Below are 18824 nucleotides of genomic sequence, written 5' to 3' on the forward strand. Positions count from 1 at the left end.
GCCATAAAAACATGATTGTTTACAAATAAGCGGGCGAAAAAATAGGAAAATCATTTTATTATAGTTAAATTTGCATTTTTTTATGACGCTTTGCGCTTTTCATTAGGTATATGACATGAAGAAAATAGGTATTCTCTTGATTTTGGGCACGTGTTTCACGTCCGCCCTCTCGCAATCAAAACAAATAAAAAATTACGCCGGGTGGCACAAACTGTGCGGTGAGAACCTGCGTGGAGCCAACACAGAGGCGGCAAGAATATACATGGGTGAACGATGGTTTGGCATCAAAAAGAACATTGTTGTCGGTGTTATAGACTCAGGCATAGACACCACCCTCGAGAGCGTTCGGCCAGCCTTGTGGTCTAACCCCAAAGAGAAACCGGATGGCAAGGACAACGACGGCAATGGCTACGTGGACGATTTGCACGGCTGGAACTTTCTGGGCACGGCCGATGGAACATTCAACATGACCTCCGCGGGCACCCAAGAGTTCAGGGAGTTTAAGCGTTTGTACCCCAAATACAAGCATATCAACGCCGAAGAGATGGCAAACAACGCCGAATACCAATATTACCTGGCCATGCGCAAGGCCGCGGGCATTAACGGATATTTGAAGGCTTACGCCTTCGCGCAACAAAAAGCCATGGCGCGCCACGCCATAGACTCGATCGTACAAGCCATGCCGGGCATCGACGCCGATACCATGAGCGTGACAAACGTGATGCGACTTGATGTGAACGAGCCTCGATGGGAGAGTTGGGTGAGCGCGCAGATAGCGGACATCGTGCGCTCCGGAGGAAGCATGAGTTGGGCAAAATTCAAGCAGAGGCAGCAAGCGGCACTGCAACTCATGCAAAATCGAATTGCCAGCATAGAGCGCGACATTGACAAGCGCACCCTGATGGGCGACAACATGAACGACGCAAGCGACATCCACTATGGCAACAACACGCTCACGGTGGATGGATGCGAGCACGGCACGTTCGTGGCTGGCATCATCGCCGGACAAACGCCGGACGACAAACGATATGAGGGCATCTGTCCCGAGGCCAAGATTATGACGATCAGAATTTGTCCCGACGGCGATGAGTATGACAAGGACGTGTCCACGGCCATACGCTACGCCGTTGACAATGGCGCCAAGGTCATCAACATGAGCTTTGGAAAATACACCTCGCCACAGGCTGACATGGTGAACGATGCCATCGCCTACGCGGCGCGACACGACGCGCTAATCGTGCAAGCGGCAGGCAACGACCACAAGGACATAGACCGCGCGAACTACTTTCCGACAGCGGTGGACAAACAGGGACGGCGCTTTGACAACTACATACGCGTGGGAGCGACGGACATGCATGGGCACGCCTCGAAAATATCAAACTATGGAGCGCGAAACGTTGATATTTTCGCACCGGGCGAGTACATAGCGTCTGTATTTCCAGGCAACAAGAAAGACCTCTCGCAGGGCACCAGTTTGGCCGCGCCGGTGGTAGCCGGCGTAGCGGCGATGATACGCTCTTATTTTCCAAGACTCACCGCCACGGAGGTGAAACACATTCTCATGGAGAGCGCCTCGCGCATGGACGAGCAAGGGCTGTCGGTGTGCAACGGCATCGTGGACGCGTTGGCGGCAGTGAAAATGGCACGAAAATACAAATAGGATATATGAGATTTCTTAAAATAACCATACTTGGCGCGGCATGCTTGTGCGCGTGCACGGCCAAAAGCCAAAACGTAGACTGGAAACGCGTGGAGCGGATGTCAGAGGCCAACCTCTCTAAATTGTATTACGAAAATGCCGTCTTGCCCGATTGGGTGAAAGGCTCTCACTTCGTGAAATACAACAAAATGGAGAATGGGCAGAACGTATATTATATAGTAAGCCTGAAAAACAGGAAGCCTGAACGACTGGTCGAAAACGTCGACAACTTCGTGAGACAATATCGCGAACTCACCGGCGACACCACGATGACCACCGCTAACTTTACGCTGTACTCTATCGAGATGAGCGCGGACGACACGTCCAAGTTCTACTGGACACGCAAAGGCAAACGCTTGGTGTACCATAGGAAAAGCGGAGAAATGACCATGGACAATCGCGAAACAACGTCGCGGAGCAACCGTTCGCGCGTGCCATCTTACCATGCCGGCTCATCAACGGCCGACTCCACGTTTACAATGCTTGGCGACAAATACAACCTGTACGTACGGGACAATCGCACCGGCAAAACGACACAGCTCACCACAGACGGCGTGGAGAACGGCTCATACTGCTACAAATCGGCCAAAGACACGCTCTTGGAAAGCAACCAGAGCGGCAAATGGAAAGGGCACATATACCTGAACTTTGTCAATGATGACAGCAAGGTGGGCGACCTTTATATCATCAACGCCTTGGCCAAGAGACGCCCCAAGCTCATAACAAAAAAAATGCCACTGCCCAACGAGAAGCATGTGAGGCAGTTCAAGCTGTTTTGGTATGACGCGGACAAGCGGGAAGGCCGCTTGTTGCCCATCTATAAATTTAAAGACCAGTTTGTGTCAATGAACTTTGGCGACGCGGGCGATGACCTATATTTCATACGCAGGAACCGAGGAGTGGACACATTGGAACTTTGTCGGGTCTACATTCCCACCGGAAAGGTGGAGACCGTGATAAGCGAGGTTTGCCGTCCACATGTCAACGTGAACCTTTTCGATTACCGACTGCTGAATAAAGGCAAGGAAATTTTGTGGTGGTCGGAGAGAACAGGCAAAGGGAATTACTACCTTTACGACAGGAACGGCAAGTTGATACGTCGAGTGACAAAAGGTGACAATCTTGTGGCGGGCAACATAATCCGTATCGACACGCTCAGACGACAAGTGTATTTCACCGGGTACGGAAATGAAAAGGGCGTTGACCCTTATTACAAATTTCAATACAGGGCCTCGCTTGATGGCAAGGGGCAACAGTGCCTGAGCCACGGAGACGGCACGCACGAATTGCAATTCTGCGATGACGGCATGTATGCCATAGATAGTTACTCGCGCATGGATTTGCCGACAGTGTACAACATTGTGTCCATGAAAAACGGCGAGCGGTATTTTGAGTTTGCCCAACGCGATGACAACAAATTGAGAAAAGCCGGCTGGATGCCACCCAAGCGCGTCAAACTGAAGGCCGCCGACAACAAGACGGATCTTTACGGACTGATGTACACACCCACAAACATGGACCCGGCCAAGAAATATCCCATCATCTCCAACGTCTATCCAGGACCGCAAGACGACCAATTGCCACGCTCGTTTGCCATTGACGACAACGGAAACCAGAGTTTGGCGGAGATGGGCTTCGTGGTGGTGACAGTGGCGCCAAGAGGCAGCTCGCCCCTGCGAGGACGCGATTTTTACTGCTATGGATACGGCAATTTGCGCGATTACGCCATTGCGGACGACAAGCACGCCATTGAGACGCTCGCCCGGCAATACGCGTTTATAGATACAACAAGGGTGGGTATATACGGGCATTCCGGCGGTGGAGCCATGGCCGCGACCGCCATGATGACCTATCCAGACTTCTACAAGGTGGGGGTGGCGGCCTCCGGCAACCATGACAACAACATTTACATACAGTGGTGGGGAGAGACTTTCCACGGATTAAAGAAGATTCCAACCAACATGGAATTGGCCGCGAACCTCAAAGGCAAGCTCCTGCTCATATCGGGCGACGTGGACGACAACGTGCCCTACGCCTCGACGCTGCGCTTGGCCAAGGCTCTCATAGACAAGAACAAGAGGTTTGACATGATAATCCTGCCCGGGAAAGACCATGGAGTGTGGGACAATTACTATCAAAACCTGATAAGATATTACTTCAAGGAGAACCTCATCACCCCCTCGGAGAGAGACATTGACATTATCAACCATAAATAACAAAATGACGGACAGTATGACAAAATTAAAAGTTTTATTATTGATGTTGTTTTGTGCATGCGTTCTGCAAGCTACCTATGCACAAAATACGCACGGCGACTCCGACATCCTTGTCGACATTGTCGTTGTGGACGCGACAGGAGAAGGTCTGCCCGGAGCTACCGTAAAAGTGTCGGGCAAGCCCATCCCCGTGTTGACCGACATGGATGGCAAGGTCAAACTTTGGGTTAGGAAAGGTGAAAAAATCACTGTCTCGTATTTGGGCATGCAGCCTCGCACGCTCGTTGTGAACAAGCCTATATCCGGCACCATCACGCTAAGCAATGACGAGAAGACACTCGATCAAGTTGTTGTCACCGGCTATCAGCGCACCACGAAGCGCCGTATCACAGGCTCGGTGGCCACGATAGATGCCAAGGAACTGAAAGACAGACCTTTGAACAACCTCGACCTGTTGCTTCAAGGCAAGGTCGCGGGCTTGGACGTGAAAGCGTTGTCAGGTAGACCCGGCGAAACGGCCAAGGTGAGAATCAGGGGAACCAACACCATCACCGGCAACGCGGACCCTCTTTGGGTGGTAGACGGCGTGCCATTGCAACAGAACGTGCCCACCATAGCCACGAACAGCCAAATCAGGGCTGGCGATTTTAGCGAGATATTCACCAATGGCATATCCGGCATCAACCCCAATGACATAGAGTCCGTGACGGTATTGAAAGACGCCTCGGCAGCCGCCATCTATGGCTCGCGTGCCGCTGGCGGCGTAATCGTGGTGACAACCAAGCGCGGGCAAAAAGGAAAAATGCACATGAGCTACTCCACCAACGTGTCATTGACCACGACACCGCCAAGAGACGCCAACCTGATGAACGCAAGCGAGAAACTCGACTGGGAGCAAAAACTTTGGGATCAGTTCTCCGCCAGCCGTTTCAACAACAAGCAAACATACCCCGTGATAGGCGCGGTGGGCATGATAAGGTCAGGATATGGCAAATACGCGGGGCTGTCGAAGCAACAGCAAGACGCCGAGATAGAAAAACTGCGAGGCCACTCCACCGACTGGTTCAAAGAGCTGTTTCGCAACTCCGTGTCGCAAAGCCACTACCTATCCATGTCTGGAGGTGGCGAGAAAAGCAATTATTACATCTCATTGGGATATGGCAACAACAACGGCTTGGTTAAACGAAGCAGCTATGACCGCTATAACATTTCGTCAAAATTAGACATGCAAGCCAACAGCAGGGTCAAGTTAGGGCTGTCCATAGACCTGTCTTGGCAAGGGTCTCACGGCTCATCCGCCGGGGTGGACATGTTCAATTACGCCTACTTCGCCAACCCTTACGAACGGCCATACAACGATGACGGCAGCTACGCCGGTGACCAAACATACCACTATTTGCGATTGGCCAATGGCAACATGGATTTTCCCATGCCGCCCAACGGCTTCAACGTGCTGCGCGAGCTGAACAACACAAACTCTGAATCCAAGAACTTCAACGTCACGACCATAGCCAATCTATCGGTGAAGATACTCGATTGCCTGAACTTCGAGGGCTTGGCCTCATATGGATACAACAACAACAACTCTGACAACTATAACGGCAAGGACACCTACGCGGCTTGGATGGACAGGCCATTCGAGCCCAATCGCCAAACCTCGAAAAGAGTGTACAGCTCCATATCGCAATCTTCCGCTTACAACAAAAACTACAACTTGCGCGGCCAATTCCACTTCTTCAACACATTCAAGGATAACCATTACGTGAGCGCGCTGTTGGGGGCGGAGATTCGCGGGCAATACGCCAAAAGCATTTTCACCAAGCGTTACGGCTACGACCCTGTGTCGGGAAACGCCTCCATACCAACATTCCCCGAGGGCACGAAGATTGACACCGGAACCTTGCTGCGCTACGCGAGCATCGTGAACGGCCTGAGCGGACAGAGCATCGTGGAAGATCGATTCGCGTCTTTCTACATGTCGATGGACTATTCGTACCGCAATCGATACGTAGCAAGCCTGACGGCGCGCACGGATGGGTCCAACAACTTTGGCAGCAACGAACAATTCAACCCCACGGGGTCACTCGGCCTGTCATGGAACGTGGACCAAGAAAACTTCATGAAACCTTTAAAACCCATCGTGAGCAGCCTGTCGGTAAGAACAGCTTTCGGCTATACGGGCAACATTAACAAATCTGTCTATCCCCAATTAGTAATGGACTATGTCAATGTGTTCAGGCGAACCGACAACGACTACTATCGCATGGGCTTCTTGAAGAACGCCCCCAACGACAAACTGCGCTGGGAAAAGACACGCGACATGAAACTATCATTAGACGCGGGCTTCTTCAACGAGCGACTACGACTAAGCGCCGAGGCCTACAAAAGGCGCACGGAAGATGCCGTGTCAGAAATAAGAGTGCCTTACACAACAGGCTTTAGCACACAAAAATTTAACACTTCAACCCTTGAAAACAATGGATTGGAACTTACATTGTATGCCCAATTCCTGAAAACAAAAGATTGGAGCGGCTCGTTGACGGCCAACATGGCATACAACTACAACAAGTTGGTGAAATACACGCCACCCACTTCTGGCCTCAGCTCCGGGAGATACGAGGGCTATCCATTGGGAAGTATCTTCAGCGGAAAACTTATCGGCGTAGACGAAATGACCGGTATTTACGCTTACGAGCCTCGCCCCGACGCGGTGTTCAACAGCGCGGCCGACTACTACAACTATGAGAACTACCTGTTCTACCTTGGCACGGGCAACGCACCCACCAATGGCGGTTACAGCATCAGTCTATCTTACAAGCGGTTCTCCATTGGCGTGGGAGGCTCTTTCTCTATTGGTGGCAAAATCGTGAACGACGTAACTTGCCCCGTGGACTACAGTTCTCTCGAGGGTAAGACCATTGAGCGCATCCCCGCGCAAATCAACGACTTGTACGTCAACCATCTCAACGTGCGGCGTGACGTGGTAAACCGCTGGACTCCAGACAACCCACGCACCGACGCATACCCACGAATCATCGACGCATACGGCGAGTTTTTAGGTCTGAAGAACTACATGACAACGGCGAGCACGATTACGAAGGCATCCACATTGGAAGACGTATCCTATTTCAAAATAGGCTCTCTCTACCTGAACTACTCGTTTGAGGAATCGGTTATTCGCCCATTGCGCCTCAGCTCAATGTCTGTATCGTTCACCATGAACAACCTGCTCACGCTGACAAACTACTCGGGAATAGACCCGGAAATTCCCGGAGCGGTTTACCCCATGGCACGAACATTCACATTCGGACTATCAGTAGGTTTCTAAATCATAACACAACAAAACATGAAGAAAATATTCATTATCATATCGACAATACTGCTGTTGACTTCGTGCGATAAATACCTTGACATCAAACCGTATGGACGCACCATCCCCAAGACGGCAGAAGAGTTTGCCGCGCTCATCCACCCATATCTCAATGCCATTGATGAGGGCAGCGAAAACTATGTTGTATTTAACGCCTCCGCTTGCCTTGACTTTGACCTTGCGGGAGGCGACGACTTCGAAGCCAGCCTCACCGAGCAATCGGGAAGAGCCATGCCATTCTATATCGGAAACATCGTCAACAGCTATTCGCAATCGGCATATTGGCGAAACTATGCCCTGATTCGAGACTGCAACATCGTAATCGCCAACATGAAAGAACGAGACAGCCAAGAGGCCAACAATGTCTTGGCCGCCGCCTATGCCCTGCGCGGCGTGGCTTACTACCAGCTTATGCGCATGTTTTGCCCCTCGCCCATCAAGGGACAGTTCGACAAGCAATTAGGATTGCCATTGGTGGTTAGCTTTGACATGGAAGCTCGGCCTGTCCGTAGCACCTTGCAGCAAACCATTGACCAAATAGAGCGTGACCTGAAAGCCTCTATCAACTATCATTGCACTAACGATTTGTATCGTTTCACGGAGCCTGTCACCAAAGGATATTTAGCCCAGCTGTATTTCTGGACAGAACAATGGGACAAGGTGGTGCCTTTGGCAAACGAGCTAATCAAGTTATACCCACTTGTGGGAGGCGAGGCATACAAGATGATGGTCATCAACCCCGGCTCTCCAAAAGAGGGCAACCATATCATGACCGCATATCGCTCGACGACGACCACCACCGTGCAGGAGTACGAAAGCAAAGCCGCTTCCATAGCCTATCGGCCTGTAAGCAAGCGTTACATGCAGTGTTTCGCGAAAGACGAGATTGCAAACGATGTGCGAGCAAGCCTATTTGTAAACAAAAAGCGCAAGGCTACAAAGCCCATTTTCTGCGGAATGCGCTCCGCCGAACTGCAACTCATGCTGGCAGAAAGCTACGCCCACATGGGCAAAGATGCCGAAGCCTTGGCCGCCATCAACCTGCTGCGTAGCCTGCGCATTAAAGACGCCCAGCCACTGAGCCTCGACAAGTTGCCCGAGAGGAACAGCCAAGAACGCATCGTGGTGGACGCCGAGGGCAAACCACTGTCCAAACTCATGGCCGTGATTCTGAATGAGCGCCGCAAAGAGATGTTCATGGAGGGCGACCGCATGTTTGAGCTGAAACGAAACGGCGCGCCCGAGTTTTGGACCGCCTACGACGGATTGCGCTACAACACGGAGAGATACATGTACACCATGCCCATCCCAGAGTCTGAGCTGCGCATTAATCCCGGCATCGCGCAAAACGAAGGCTACAAAGATGCCATATAACATTCAAAATAGAAGAACGAACGATGAAAAACAATATATTCAAATTAACGCTCACAGCCACGATGTGTATCGGCATGGCAACTTTTTGCGCATGCGAAAAAACAGATGAGATGCCGCCGCGCGTTGACAAAAACGCCACGGCAAACCGTGTTTACAAGCTGCCCGACCCCACCTCGCTAACCAATGAGGAACGCGACATGGCGGACAGCGTGAAAAATGAGTACGAGAACGCCGTAAAATAGGCATAACATTATTGACATATAGACTTTCAATCATGAAGAAAACCATATTTCTAATGACGCTGCTCTGCCTTGTTTTCGCATCTTGCAAAGAAGACGAGAGCACACAGACAGGCATGCCCGTAGGCACGGAGAAAGCCTACTACACCCTCCAAAACGAGGTGGGGGCCACGGTAAGACTTGGCATGAAAACCATCAAGCCAGCCGAGACCGACCTTGAGATACCCGTGAAATTCACCGGAGCCGAAGAGGGCGTGGACTTCACGGCATCGGCAAACGCCTTTCATGTAAAAAAAGGCGACAGCCAAGCCTTTATCACATTGACCCGAAAAAAAGTGTCCGCCAGCAAGACACTCATGGCAACGCTGCAACCTACAAACGGCGTGAAAGTGGGCATGCTCAAGTATTCCGAGGTGTATTTCGTGGGAGCCAACATCTACTCGTTCGACGACACCAAGGCGCAATTGGCGCTGTCCAACGCTTTCGCCGTGTCCATCAGGACCGACAAGGGTGACCGTTTCAGCTTCAACACCGAGACAAAATTAGATGTCGAGTTAGACAAAGAGCTCTCCACGGCCATCGAGGGCACACACTTCAAATTTGCGAACGACGAGAAGAAGATAGTCTTCAAGCCTGGGGACAACACCGGCACTATCGCCCTCGATTTCCTGAAACTTGAAAAAGGCAAGGACAAGATAGTGTTCAGGCTGCCCGCCACCGACAACCTGTCAGTAGGAAAAAACTCCATGATGACCATACAAATAGTAGGGCCGGCCAACTTCAACGGCACGTGGGCCTTCAAGACCGTGTCCAACGCCAAGTGGCTAAAGGATAACATGGGAGCCAACGCGGAAGTGTTGGTAGACGGAACGCCCGAAAACGACCTCATAACGTTCAAGGGAGACAACGACGCTTACATTTTCACGCCTCAACTGAAAGGCAAGTTGAAAAACTATTTCACAGCCCCGGGCAAAGCCACCTATATGGGCACGCGCGTTGAAATGATGCAAGAGTATGGCGGATGGCCAATGCCCAAAGCGCAACTTAGCGTCTTGAGGATAGACAACGTGAACCTGTCCATGGACGAGAAAGACCAAAACATAAAGCAGGCTCGTGTAGGATTCAGATTGGTGAAGAGCAAGGACACTGGCGAGGAGATGCTTGAGATGACCATCTACGACTACAAGCCAGTGGAAAACACCATCAAGATGGATTGGGGATCTACATGGAAAGAAACCTACGAGATGATGGAATACTCTGCCGTGGAGGGTGAGCCCGTCATGTTGTCATGCCCCTTGCGCGTGTTGTTCACCAAGGTAAGCAAGGCCAAGCCTTGACCCATGGGGCCGTGGCGGAGCATTGCATAGCATTCCGCCACGCGACACGTCATGGGAACATCGCAAGGCTTAGCCTCAAGTATGTACTTGTTAGTGGGATGGACGACAAGCGCGCGCCCGTCCCACTTGGCAATTATATTGGCAAGCATACAATTGGAAGTGAAAAGCAAGCATACAATCCTTGCCGTCTTTCACACTACCAAATAGCCCTTATACGCTTGGCGGCGTATAAGGGCTATTTGGCAAGCGTCCTATCTTCTCAACTCACTTTTTCTTTTCCCGCGCGATAACCTTTTGGAAATAAAGATCCAAACGGGCCTTTCGCACCAATGCCTCGAGATAGTAATAGTCTGCGTAGTTGAGTGGTTTGTCTATCTCATTGTTATGCGGAATGCTGCCCACGGAGTGCATCAAGATGAAATTGCCATTCTGGCCAAGTTTGGCAGTATAGGCCGAAGAGGCGAGACTCGTCATAATCTTGTCCGCGTAGGCCCTGTATTCGTTGGCGTTCTGCAAATCGTAGGCACTCATCTCATAGAGCGCGGAGGCTATGCACGCGGCCGAAGAGACGTCGCGATACTCATTGGGAATATTAGGAGTGCTCATGTCCCAATAAGGGACGCCGTCGGCAGGCATGGCCGGATGGTTTCTCATCATCTTGTAAGTCTTGATGGCTTGGTTGAGATAGCGAGGATCGCTGGTATAGCGATAGCACATGGTATAGCCATAAATGGCCCATGCTTGGCCCCTACTCCAGATAGATTCGTGCGAATAGCCCTGAGCGGTATGGCGGTGACGCACGTGCCCGTCGCTCAAATCATAGTCCACAACGTGGTAACAGCTGCCGTCAGGCCGAAACTGTTCTTGCATGGTTCGGTTGGCATGGCTCACGGCCACCTTATAATATACAGAGTCGTGGGTGAGCTGCGTAGCTTTGAAAAGCAATTCGAGATTCATCATGTTGTCAATGATGACGGGACATTGCCAGCCTCGCTTGGATTGCCAACCACGGTCAACGTTCCACGACTGGATTATGCCGGCCGATGGACGGAAACGAGTGATGAGCGACTTGGCGGCCTCTATCATGGCCTCCTTGCTCTCTTCGTAGCCTTTGGGAGACAGTCTCATCTGGTTGCCAAAGCTGCAATTGACGATGAAACCAATGTCATGGTGCCATGTCAAGGTCTTGGCCTGCTCGATAGACTTGGTGAACGTAGCGGCCTTGTCAGCCCAATATTCGTCCCCGGTGAGTTCATACATATACCATAGGCTGCCGGGAAAGAAACCGCTGCGCCAATCCTCGTAGTCGCAATAGAAAACCTTGTTGTCCTTGGTGAGAGTCACAGGGTTTAGCAGTTTGCCACTACGCGCTATCACGTCCAACTCATTCTTGAGCTGCGCGCTGGCATTTTCGATGGCCTTTTTGGTCTCCAAAATATTCGGGCCACAATTGGACTTAGCCGAAATCATTGTCATACTTGACAAGAAAGCTAAAGTCAGGATAGTTTTTCTCATGTGATTTGCTATATTATATGGTTTATTTTTTAGACGAATCGTGTCTCCCGGCATAGCGTAAGGCGTGACAACATCTCATGGACCAAAGTCTATTTCACGACCTGTATTTCGTATTTATAGTTGCCCGCGCTGGGCATTTTTTTGGCCGTTAGGGTGACACGGTAGAGCGACCTGCCCCAAACGTTGGAAAGACGAGGGTCTGACAGTTCTATCTTTTCTATCGAAGGTCTGAACGTCGCGTCATCATATTTGAGACGAGCGCCCACTCCTCTGGCGACAATCTTGACAACGCCATTGGTCGTAATATCTACATCGCCCCACGTCAAAAAGTTTATTTGATTGGGAGCTTTGGCTTTATTCAACACAAAATCGTCGGTTACGATCAGGCCGTTCTTTTTTAGCTTGTAGCCGCGAACCCACTTGGCCACTTGGGCCTCAACCGGATAGGCTGTCGCGATATTGGCCGCAAAGGTTTGCTTGCGCCGGTCCACCTTCACGCCAGAAGCCTTGTAGCCAGCCCCATGAGGCTGCGCCACGCCGTTAATCAATGGCAAATTGTGGTAGTTGCTCTGCATTGTCCAAATAGAATAGCGCTCACTACTAAAGGTTTTACGGGTGTAAGTGCCCACGCCAGCATCGACGAGAAGGGGCGTATTGTTATAAGCGAAGATGAAAGTACCCACGTCATTGTGGTTGTGACTCTCATCATTAAAACCACCTTTGGCCGCGAGGAAAGCCTTGCCGCTACGCATATAGCAAAACTCGGTTTGTGGATACCATGTAAAGTCGGCAGGTTTGTAAACGGCGGTCTCCGCCTGCAACAGAGGCAAGAAACGCAATGTCTCGAGCCCGATGTACAAATCCATCCACTTGGAAGGCAGTTTTGTGGGATGCATTCTTTCTCGCATGGCTGCCATAGCCTTCATGGGCGTACTGTTGACAGCCATGCCATAACGATAAATTAGGGGCGTGTTGACCTCCACCGCGCGGGCGGCGGCGTCGGCAAAATTGACCACCCACTCATCGCCAATGTACGAGCGGACAATGTATTCGCCCATAGCCTTGACCAGTTGGTTTGTAAATAGATTGACCTTGCCGCCCGTAATCATGCGAAGGGCGGACAGATAATCATAGAGTTTGCCCGCCGCGTGCCCCCAGTAAGAAGGTCCTTCCTCACAGGCCCCATCACTTTTTACATAGTTAAGATATTGGTCTACAGACCTCATTGATTTACATATAGCCTTTGTCAGCACATCGGGATCATCTTCCAAAAGCATAAAACAGAACAGCGCGTTGGAGTTACACCATGGATTCCAATTGTTAACCATCCTGCCCGGCTTACAGTTTGTGGCCATCCACCAGAAGTCATCACGCCGCAAATAAGGGTCAAGCTCACGCTTTTGAAGTTCGTCTCGCAAGCGTATGGCTATGACAGGGTCAATGGCGTCAAACCGTGGTTTAAGGAAATAGTAGGTCCAAGAAAGCATCTGCGCCATCCCGCCTTGATGCAGTTCCAATATCTGCTCACGATGGTCGGGCAAAGACCGCTTGGTTTTTTGGTAAGCCATAAGGTGCGCGGACTCCGCCCACGAAGTCATTTCAGAAAAATAAAACACACCGTTCATCAAGTCATTGATAAATCGTCCCTTTCCCTCGGCAAGCTCTGCCATCAACATTGCGCTGAAAGCTGTGGCGTTACCGTTATTGGGATTTTCCATAATCTTGCGGCTTCCCGATTTCTCGTACTCCAAATATTCAGAGGCGCGAACCACCCGCCAATGGTAATCCAGGTACCTTTCGCCGTTCTTGATGATCGCGGATTTGTAATTTCCCAAAAACTTATCCCATCCCTCTCTGTCAGAATAAGCTGGATAAGGCACCCATTTTCTATCCATTACCAAGGATTGGCGCACTTGGCTTTCTGTTGCGGAATGTTGCAAAAGATCGCACGTTTCATATGCTTGCAAACGTGTAAGCACAAAGAAGAGCAAAACTATGAAGGCAAGAGATTTCTTCATAATGCGATTGATTTTTCAAAAAAGCTCCCTGTACAGGTTCACACCCATACAGGGAGCGTGATCATTATTTATATTGAATACACTGATTGAAGGTTATGACCAACCTGGATTTTGCTCCAATTTGTCATTCTTCTCGATCTCGTCGGCCGGTATAGGCCAAAGATAATCGCGCGAAGTCACTACGCGCTCGTAGCGGAACTTACCTGTAATGTCATTCTCTTTCTTTCCATTGAGAGTCTCAAGCAGATGCCAGCGTTTCATGTCACTAAAGCTGAGTCCCTCTCCAGCCAACTCAACGGCGCGCTCATGGCGTATGCGAGCGAATACCTCCTCTTTGGTATTGGCCTTCAACCAAGCGGGGCCACTGTTGATACCAGGCATGTTAACCGACTTGCGGGCACGCACTTGGTTAATCAGTTTGACCGCCTCGGCTTGGTTTCCAAGCTCATTTTCACACTCGGCCAACATCAACAACACATCAGCATAACGTATCAGCGGAAAGTTGATTGGCGTGTGCGCGCGGTTGTTGAGAGCCCCATCCATGTTGCCCTCCGGCACGAATTTGCGCCACAGGTAGGTCTCGTAGCCACCATTTACACGGATGTAACCCTTGCCATCGTTAATTCCCCCAGCTATCACATACTCACAAGGGGCGAGTTGGTTTTTAAACCATCCCATATAATTCGAATATGGCAGGATGACGCTCGCGGCCATGCGCGGGTCGCGCTGATCGTACATTTGGAGCAATTTTTTCTTTCCGTCAGGATACTTGACCACCTTGCCCGTTTTCTTATCCAATTTTGCGCGGAACGTGTTCTCTTTCACTTTCTTGTCCTTGGAGATGCCGGGGAACCAATCGTTCCAATTGAAAGGTTTTCCATCCTTGCACTCATATTGGTCCACAAAGGTAGTGGCCACCATCACATTGTTCCAGCAACTGCCAAACGTCGCTCGAGATCCCATATAGAAGCACATGGGCATACCCTTGTCGGTGCCCACGCCTCCCATGTTCTGGATGGCGAAAATCATCTCCGAGCTCTCGTCGCCTCCGGGTTTAAAAAGCTCCGCGTAATTATCGTAAAGCGCGAATTTACCGCTGTTTACCACAGTCTTGAAACAGTCGGCCGCCTCTTTATACTGCTTGTTGTAGAGATAAACCTTGCCCATGAGGGCGATGGCCGCATATTTGGTGGCGCGACCTTCGTCCGCTTTCCCCCACGCCTCGGGAAGCACGCGCTCCGCCTCGGCGAGATCTTTAAGCACAAATTCTCTCACCTTCTCAGCCGAGCTGCGAGGCTCTTTCATATCCGCATAGCTATCGGCCACGACGACAGACTCGTCGTAGATTGGCACGCCGCCGAAGAAATCCATCAACGTAAAATAGTACAAGGCGCGCATAAACTTGGCCTCGCCCTTGTATTGGGCCTTCAAATCGTCGGTCATCTCACACTTGTCCACATTCTGGAGCACGTCGTTGGCGCGCGCTATACCCTCATAAAGATGCTGCCATTTTGCCAAGACCTTACCCGCTTTGACATCGTACCTGCCACGCTGGAACACTTGATAAGACGCATTGTCATAACCCATGGCAATGCCTCCCAGAGCGTCCATCGCGAATTGCAGGCCAAAAACATCTTCGTGTTTCATCTTGCTGTACACGGCCATCATCGCGGCTTTGGCGTGATCCTCGTTCTTGTAGAACTTGCCGGAACTGAGTTGGTCTGCCGGAACGCGATCAAGGTCATAGCAACCTGAAAGCGACAATGTCATGGCAGCCAACGCTATTGTTATATATTTCTTTTTCATTGTGATTGCGTTTTATTAGAATGATACGTTAAGACCAAATACAGCTTGCTTCATCGATGGGTAAGCCATACCACTAACCTCCGGGTCGAAGCCTTTATACTTGGTGAAGGTAAAGAAGTTTTCCAAGCTGCCATATACGCGGACACGTCCCAATCCCAATTTGCCGACAAGAGCTTTGGGCAACGAATAGCCCAATTGAATGTTACGAATCTTGACGAAACTCAAGTCTTGCAAAAAGAAATCACTAAAGCCAAGGTTTCTCCTGTCTCCATACTCGAGCAGGCGCGGATATGTGGCATCTGTGCGGCCTTCATACCAACGGCCCTCCACAACTTCCTTGTTGAGTTGGTATCCGCGTCGAACGGATGGGGTGTTGTACGCGTCAGTTCTCCAGAACATTTTTCCTCCAAAAGCTCCCTGCGTCAACACGGCCAAGTCGAAGCCCCTCCATCCAGCGTTAAGATTAAGCCCAAGCATCACCTTATGGTTGGGACCGTCGCTCACTATCTCCTTGTCCGTGTTGTCAATGATACCATCATTGTTCACATCCTTATAGAACAGGTCACCCTTTTCTGGCTTGCCGAAAGCGGCAAAAGGATTTACTTTCTTTCCGTCAGAGCCAATCGGCGCATTGTCAATCATCCGCTGAACAAGCTTCATGTCCTCATCGGTTTGCAAAATTCTGTCCACTCGCAGCAAATATTGTGAGTTGATACTGTGTCCTTCCCATATCAGGTTGGCGCCACTGATGGCCATGCCACCTTTGTCAGTACCCTTGAACTTATTCACCTTGTTAGTGACATAGGTCAAATTGGCCGTCGCCCCATAAGTGAAATCTTGCGTTTTGTCTTGCCATCCCAACGTAAACTCAAAACCATTGTTGGTCACGATGGCGCTGTTGGATTTAGGCAACGATGTAGTTCCATGCACGCCGGGCGCCGGAAGGTTAATCAATATGTCGGTAGTACGCTTGTTAAAGTAGTCGATCGTGCCTGTCAAGCGGTTATTAAAAAATCCAAAGTCTAAACCAGCGTCAAACACATTGGTACTCTCCCATGTCAAAAGCGGATTAGCCAAAGCTGCTTTTGCCAAACCTGTCACCATGCTATTGCCCAAAACGTAATTGTACTCGTTCTTGTTGGTGGTGTACAGCGATTGAGAATCATAGTTTCCGACAGCGTTGTTACCCAGCGCGCCATAAGACACTCTCACTTTCAAATTGCTCAATTGATTATTGAAAGCTCCTTCCATGAACCTCTCTTGGTCAATGCGCCATGCGGCAGAAGCTGATGGGAAATATCCCCAACGCTTGTTTGATTGGAACCTTGACGAGCCATCGGCGCGCAGGTTAAACTCAAAAAGATACTTCTCTTGCCAGTTTAAATTCAAACGGGTGAAGAAAGAACGCATAGCCCATTCTGTTCTCGAGCCACCAGCGTTAGCCTGTCCCGTGGTACCATCCAAGGCGTCCATGCTAAGGTCTATCATGTCCTGCTTGCTCGCGCTGAAACTCTTAAAACGGTAAAGCTCCTGACTCGCGCCCACCATAAAGTTCATCGCGAGGCTCTTCTTGAAGAACTTGTTGTCGTAACGCAGCACCGCGTCATTGAAATAACGCTCCGTCTTGCCATTGTAATTTTGATAAGTAGTTCGTCTCTTGTTAGTAAAAGTAGGCATCTCCGTCAAGAAGTTCCATCCCTCGAGGAACACTGGCTTGCGAGAAGTAAAGTGATCGAGGAACTCATACGAGTAGCTCAATGCCAAGGAAAGCCCTCGCGCTGGCTTGATGGTAGCCGTGAAACGGGGGTGAAAATTATTCTTGCGATTGTCCCCTTTCCATGAGTAAGCTCGAATCAACGGATTGTTATTAGACGATTGAGAGGCGTCCTGCGTGTTGTTCACGGCGCCAAACCGACCGTCAGGGGCCTTGAAAACCATACCCGGCGTGGTGGCCGCGGTATAGGTAAACACGTTGCCAATCTCGTTCACGCCCGGTTGCATGTCAGACACATACCCGCTGATTTGCATGCCCACGCTCAGCCATTTCGTCACGTCCGCGTCCACGCTGAGCCGTCCGTTGCACTTGCTGAAACCAGCGTTGGCCATCACGCCGGGATTGTTCAGGTAGCCGAACGAGCCATAGAACCGGACCTTGTCCGAACCGCCCGACACCGAAACCACATGGTTTGTTGCCACGGCTGGCTTGAATGTCTCGTCTATCCAGTTGGTGTTGGGATATTTCAGTGGGTTCTTGCCTCCATCGTCTCTCCACTCCTTGATTACGTCCTCGGTAAAAGGGGCCGCCTTCTTGCTGTTAACGTAGCCCTCGTTAATCAATTCCATGTAAGTGGCATAATCAGACACCGGCGTCAAAGTCTTGCGAATGGACTCAAACGACACATAGCCGTTGTAATCCACTTTCACCTTGCCGGCCTTGCCCTTCTTGGTGGTGATAAGGATAACGCCGTTAGCGGCGCGCGAACCATAGATTGCGGCCGAGGCGGCATCTTTCAATATAGACACCGACTCGATGTCCTGTGGGTTCACCGTGTTGATACCAGCCTCGGCGCCATCAATAATCACCAATGGGGCTGAAGAGTTCAACGTGCCCTGGCCGCGAACCAAGATGGACGCGTTGTCGTTGCCAGGCTGGTTGTTGTTTGAGCGTACGGACACACCGGCCGCCATGCCCGCCAAGGCTTGCGATACATTGGTGATGGGACGGCTTTCGGCCAATTCGGCCACGTTTACAGCCGATACCGAGCCTGTCATGTTTACTTTTTTCTGGGTACCGTAACCCACCACGACAACCTCGTTGAGCGATTTGTCATCCTCTTTCAGGGTCACCCTGATGTTGCGTCGCGAGCCTACCTTGATCTCCTGCGTCACATATCCCACACTCGAAATGACCAACTTGGCGTTTGGTGAAGATACCTTGATGGTGAAATGCCCATCAATATCTGTCACCGTTCCATTCGTAGTGCCTTTCTCCATGACGGTCGCGCCAATCATGGGTTCCAAGGCGTCAGAGACGGTCCCGCTCACGGTTATCGCGTCTTGAGCCACTTTCCCGGCAGGGACGAGAGCGTTAATGTTACTGGCACAAACACCCGCCACGGGCGCTAAAAATGTCAGAGACATTGCCGTACACAGGAACACCCTCCTCAAATGCACATTACTTTTAGAAGTTTCCATGCTGTTAATTTTTAGGTTTGTTATAGATTAATGATTACATCGTTAACGTCTCTCG

Annotated in this window: 10 protein-coding genes; 6 read left to right on the forward strand and 4 right to left on the reverse strand. The window is 50.6% G+C overall.

Annotated features, from left to right (window positions below; all coding sequences use genetic code 11):
- Positions 1-115 precede the first annotated feature (115 nt).
- The 6 genes from HMPREF1640_RS06645 to HMPREF1640_RS06670 are packed head-to-tail and all read left to right on the forward strand — an operon-like array spanning position 116 to position 10235.
- Positions 116-1660 carry a S8 family serine peptidase gene (locus tag HMPREF1640_RS06645; protein WP_036893436.1) on the forward strand — a complete coding sequence of 515 codons (1545 nt, stop codon included), beginning with the start codon at positions 116-118 and terminating at the stop codon, positions 1658-1660.
- Between the two features lie 5 nt (positions 1661-1665).
- Positions 1666-3915 (forward strand): prolyl oligopeptidase family serine peptidase, encoded by a 2250-nt coding sequence (locus tag HMPREF1640_RS06650; protein ID WP_036893437.1) that lies wholly within the window; start codon positions 1666-1668, stop codon positions 3913-3915.
- 16 nt (positions 3916-3931) lie between these two features.
- A complete protein-coding gene (locus tag HMPREF1640_RS06655; RefSeq protein ID WP_081935306.1) occupies positions 3932-7243 on the forward strand; it encodes a SusC/RagA family TonB-linked outer membrane protein in 3312 nt (1103 codons plus the stop codon).
- Between the two features lie 18 nt (positions 7244-7261).
- Entirely contained in the window at positions 7262-8659 is a 1398-nt protein-coding gene (locus HMPREF1640_RS06660) for a RagB/SusD family nutrient uptake outer membrane protein (RefSeq protein ID WP_036893439.1), read from the forward strand.
- A gap of 23 nt (positions 8660-8682) precedes the next feature.
- Positions 8683-8901, forward strand: coding sequence for a hypothetical protein (locus tag HMPREF1640_RS06665; protein WP_036893440.1), 219 nt, complete (start codon positions 8683-8685; stop codon positions 8899-8901).
- 32 nt (positions 8902-8933) lie between these two features.
- The gene (locus HMPREF1640_RS06670) at positions 8934-10235 is read left to right on the forward strand and encodes a hypothetical protein (RefSeq protein ID WP_036893441.1); all 1302 of its coding nucleotides are present in this window, start codon (positions 8934-8936) and stop codon (positions 10233-10235) included.
- Positions 10236-10499: 264 nt separating this feature from the next.
- On the opposite strand, the gene HMPREF1640_RS06680 is transcribed toward HMPREF1640_RS06670, so the two are convergent.
- The 4 genes from HMPREF1640_RS06680 to HMPREF1640_RS06695 all read right to left on the reverse strand — a co-directional run bounded on the left by HMPREF1640_RS06680 (position 10500) and on the right by HMPREF1640_RS06695 (position 18769).
- A complete protein-coding gene (locus tag HMPREF1640_RS06680) occupies positions 10500-11711 on the reverse strand; it encodes a glycoside hydrolase family 88 protein (RefSeq protein WP_231565857.1) in 1212 nt (403 codons plus the stop codon).
- 128 nt (positions 11712-11839) lie between these two features.
- Positions 11840-13768: a heparinase II/III-family protein gene (locus HMPREF1640_RS06685; protein WP_036893444.1), complete on the reverse strand. Its 1929-nt coding sequence runs from the start codon at positions 13766-13768 to the stop codon at positions 11840-11842.
- A 93-nt stretch (positions 13769-13861) separates the two neighbouring features.
- Entirely contained in the window at positions 13862-15574 is a 1713-nt protein-coding gene (locus tag HMPREF1640_RS06690; protein WP_036893446.1) for a RagB/SusD family nutrient uptake outer membrane protein, read from the reverse strand.
- A gap of 15 nt (positions 15575-15589) precedes the next feature.
- The gene (locus HMPREF1640_RS06695) at positions 15590-18769 is read right to left on the reverse strand and encodes a TonB-dependent receptor (protein ID WP_036893447.1); all 3180 of its coding nucleotides are present in this window, start codon (positions 18767-18769) and stop codon (positions 15590-15592) included.
- Positions 18770-18824: the final 55 nt, after the last annotated feature.

Origin of the sequence: Prevotella sp. S7-1-8, from assembly GCF_000758925.1 — a bacterium.
GTDB lineage: Bacteria > Bacteroidota > Bacteroidia > Bacteroidales > Bacteroidaceae > Prevotella.

Excerpts from the sequence above, each read along its gene's own strand:
- HMPREF1640_RS06655 (WP_081935306.1), top strand. The coding sequence starts at position 3,932 with ATGACAAAATTAAAAGTTTTATTATTGATGTTGTTTTGTGCATGCGTT.
- HMPREF1640_RS06665 (WP_036893440.1), top strand. The coding sequence starts at position 8,683 with ATGAAAAACAATATATTCAAATTAACGCTCACAGCCACGATGTGTATC.
- HMPREF1640_RS06695 (WP_036893447.1), bottom strand. The coding sequence starts at position 18,769 with ATGGAAACTTCTAAAAGTAATGTGCATTTGAGGAGGGTGTTCCTGTGT.
- HMPREF1640_RS06680 (WP_231565857.1), bottom strand. The coding sequence starts at position 11,711 with ATGACAATGATTTCGGCTAAGTCCAATTGTGGCCCGAATATTTTGGAG.
- HMPREF1640_RS06670 (WP_036893441.1), top strand. The coding sequence starts at position 8,934 with ATGAAGAAAACCATATTTCTAATGACGCTGCTCTGCCTTGTTTTCGCA.
- HMPREF1640_RS06685 (WP_036893444.1), bottom strand. The coding sequence starts at position 13,768 with ATGAAGAAATCTCTTGCCTTCATAGTTTTGCTCTTCTTTGTGCTTACA.
- HMPREF1640_RS06645 (WP_036893436.1), top strand. The coding sequence starts at position 116 with ATGAAGAAAATAGGTATTCTCTTGATTTTGGGCACGTGTTTCACGTCC.
- HMPREF1640_RS06650 (WP_036893437.1), top strand. The coding sequence starts at position 1,666 with ATGAGATTTCTTAAAATAACCATACTTGGCGCGGCATGCTTGTGCGCG.
- HMPREF1640_RS06690 (WP_036893446.1), bottom strand. The coding sequence starts at position 15,574 with ATGAAAAAGAAATATATAACAATAGCGTTGGCTGCCATGACATTGTCG.
- HMPREF1640_RS06660 (WP_036893439.1), top strand. The coding sequence starts at position 7,262 with ATGAAGAAAATATTCATTATCATATCGACAATACTGCTGTTGACTTCG.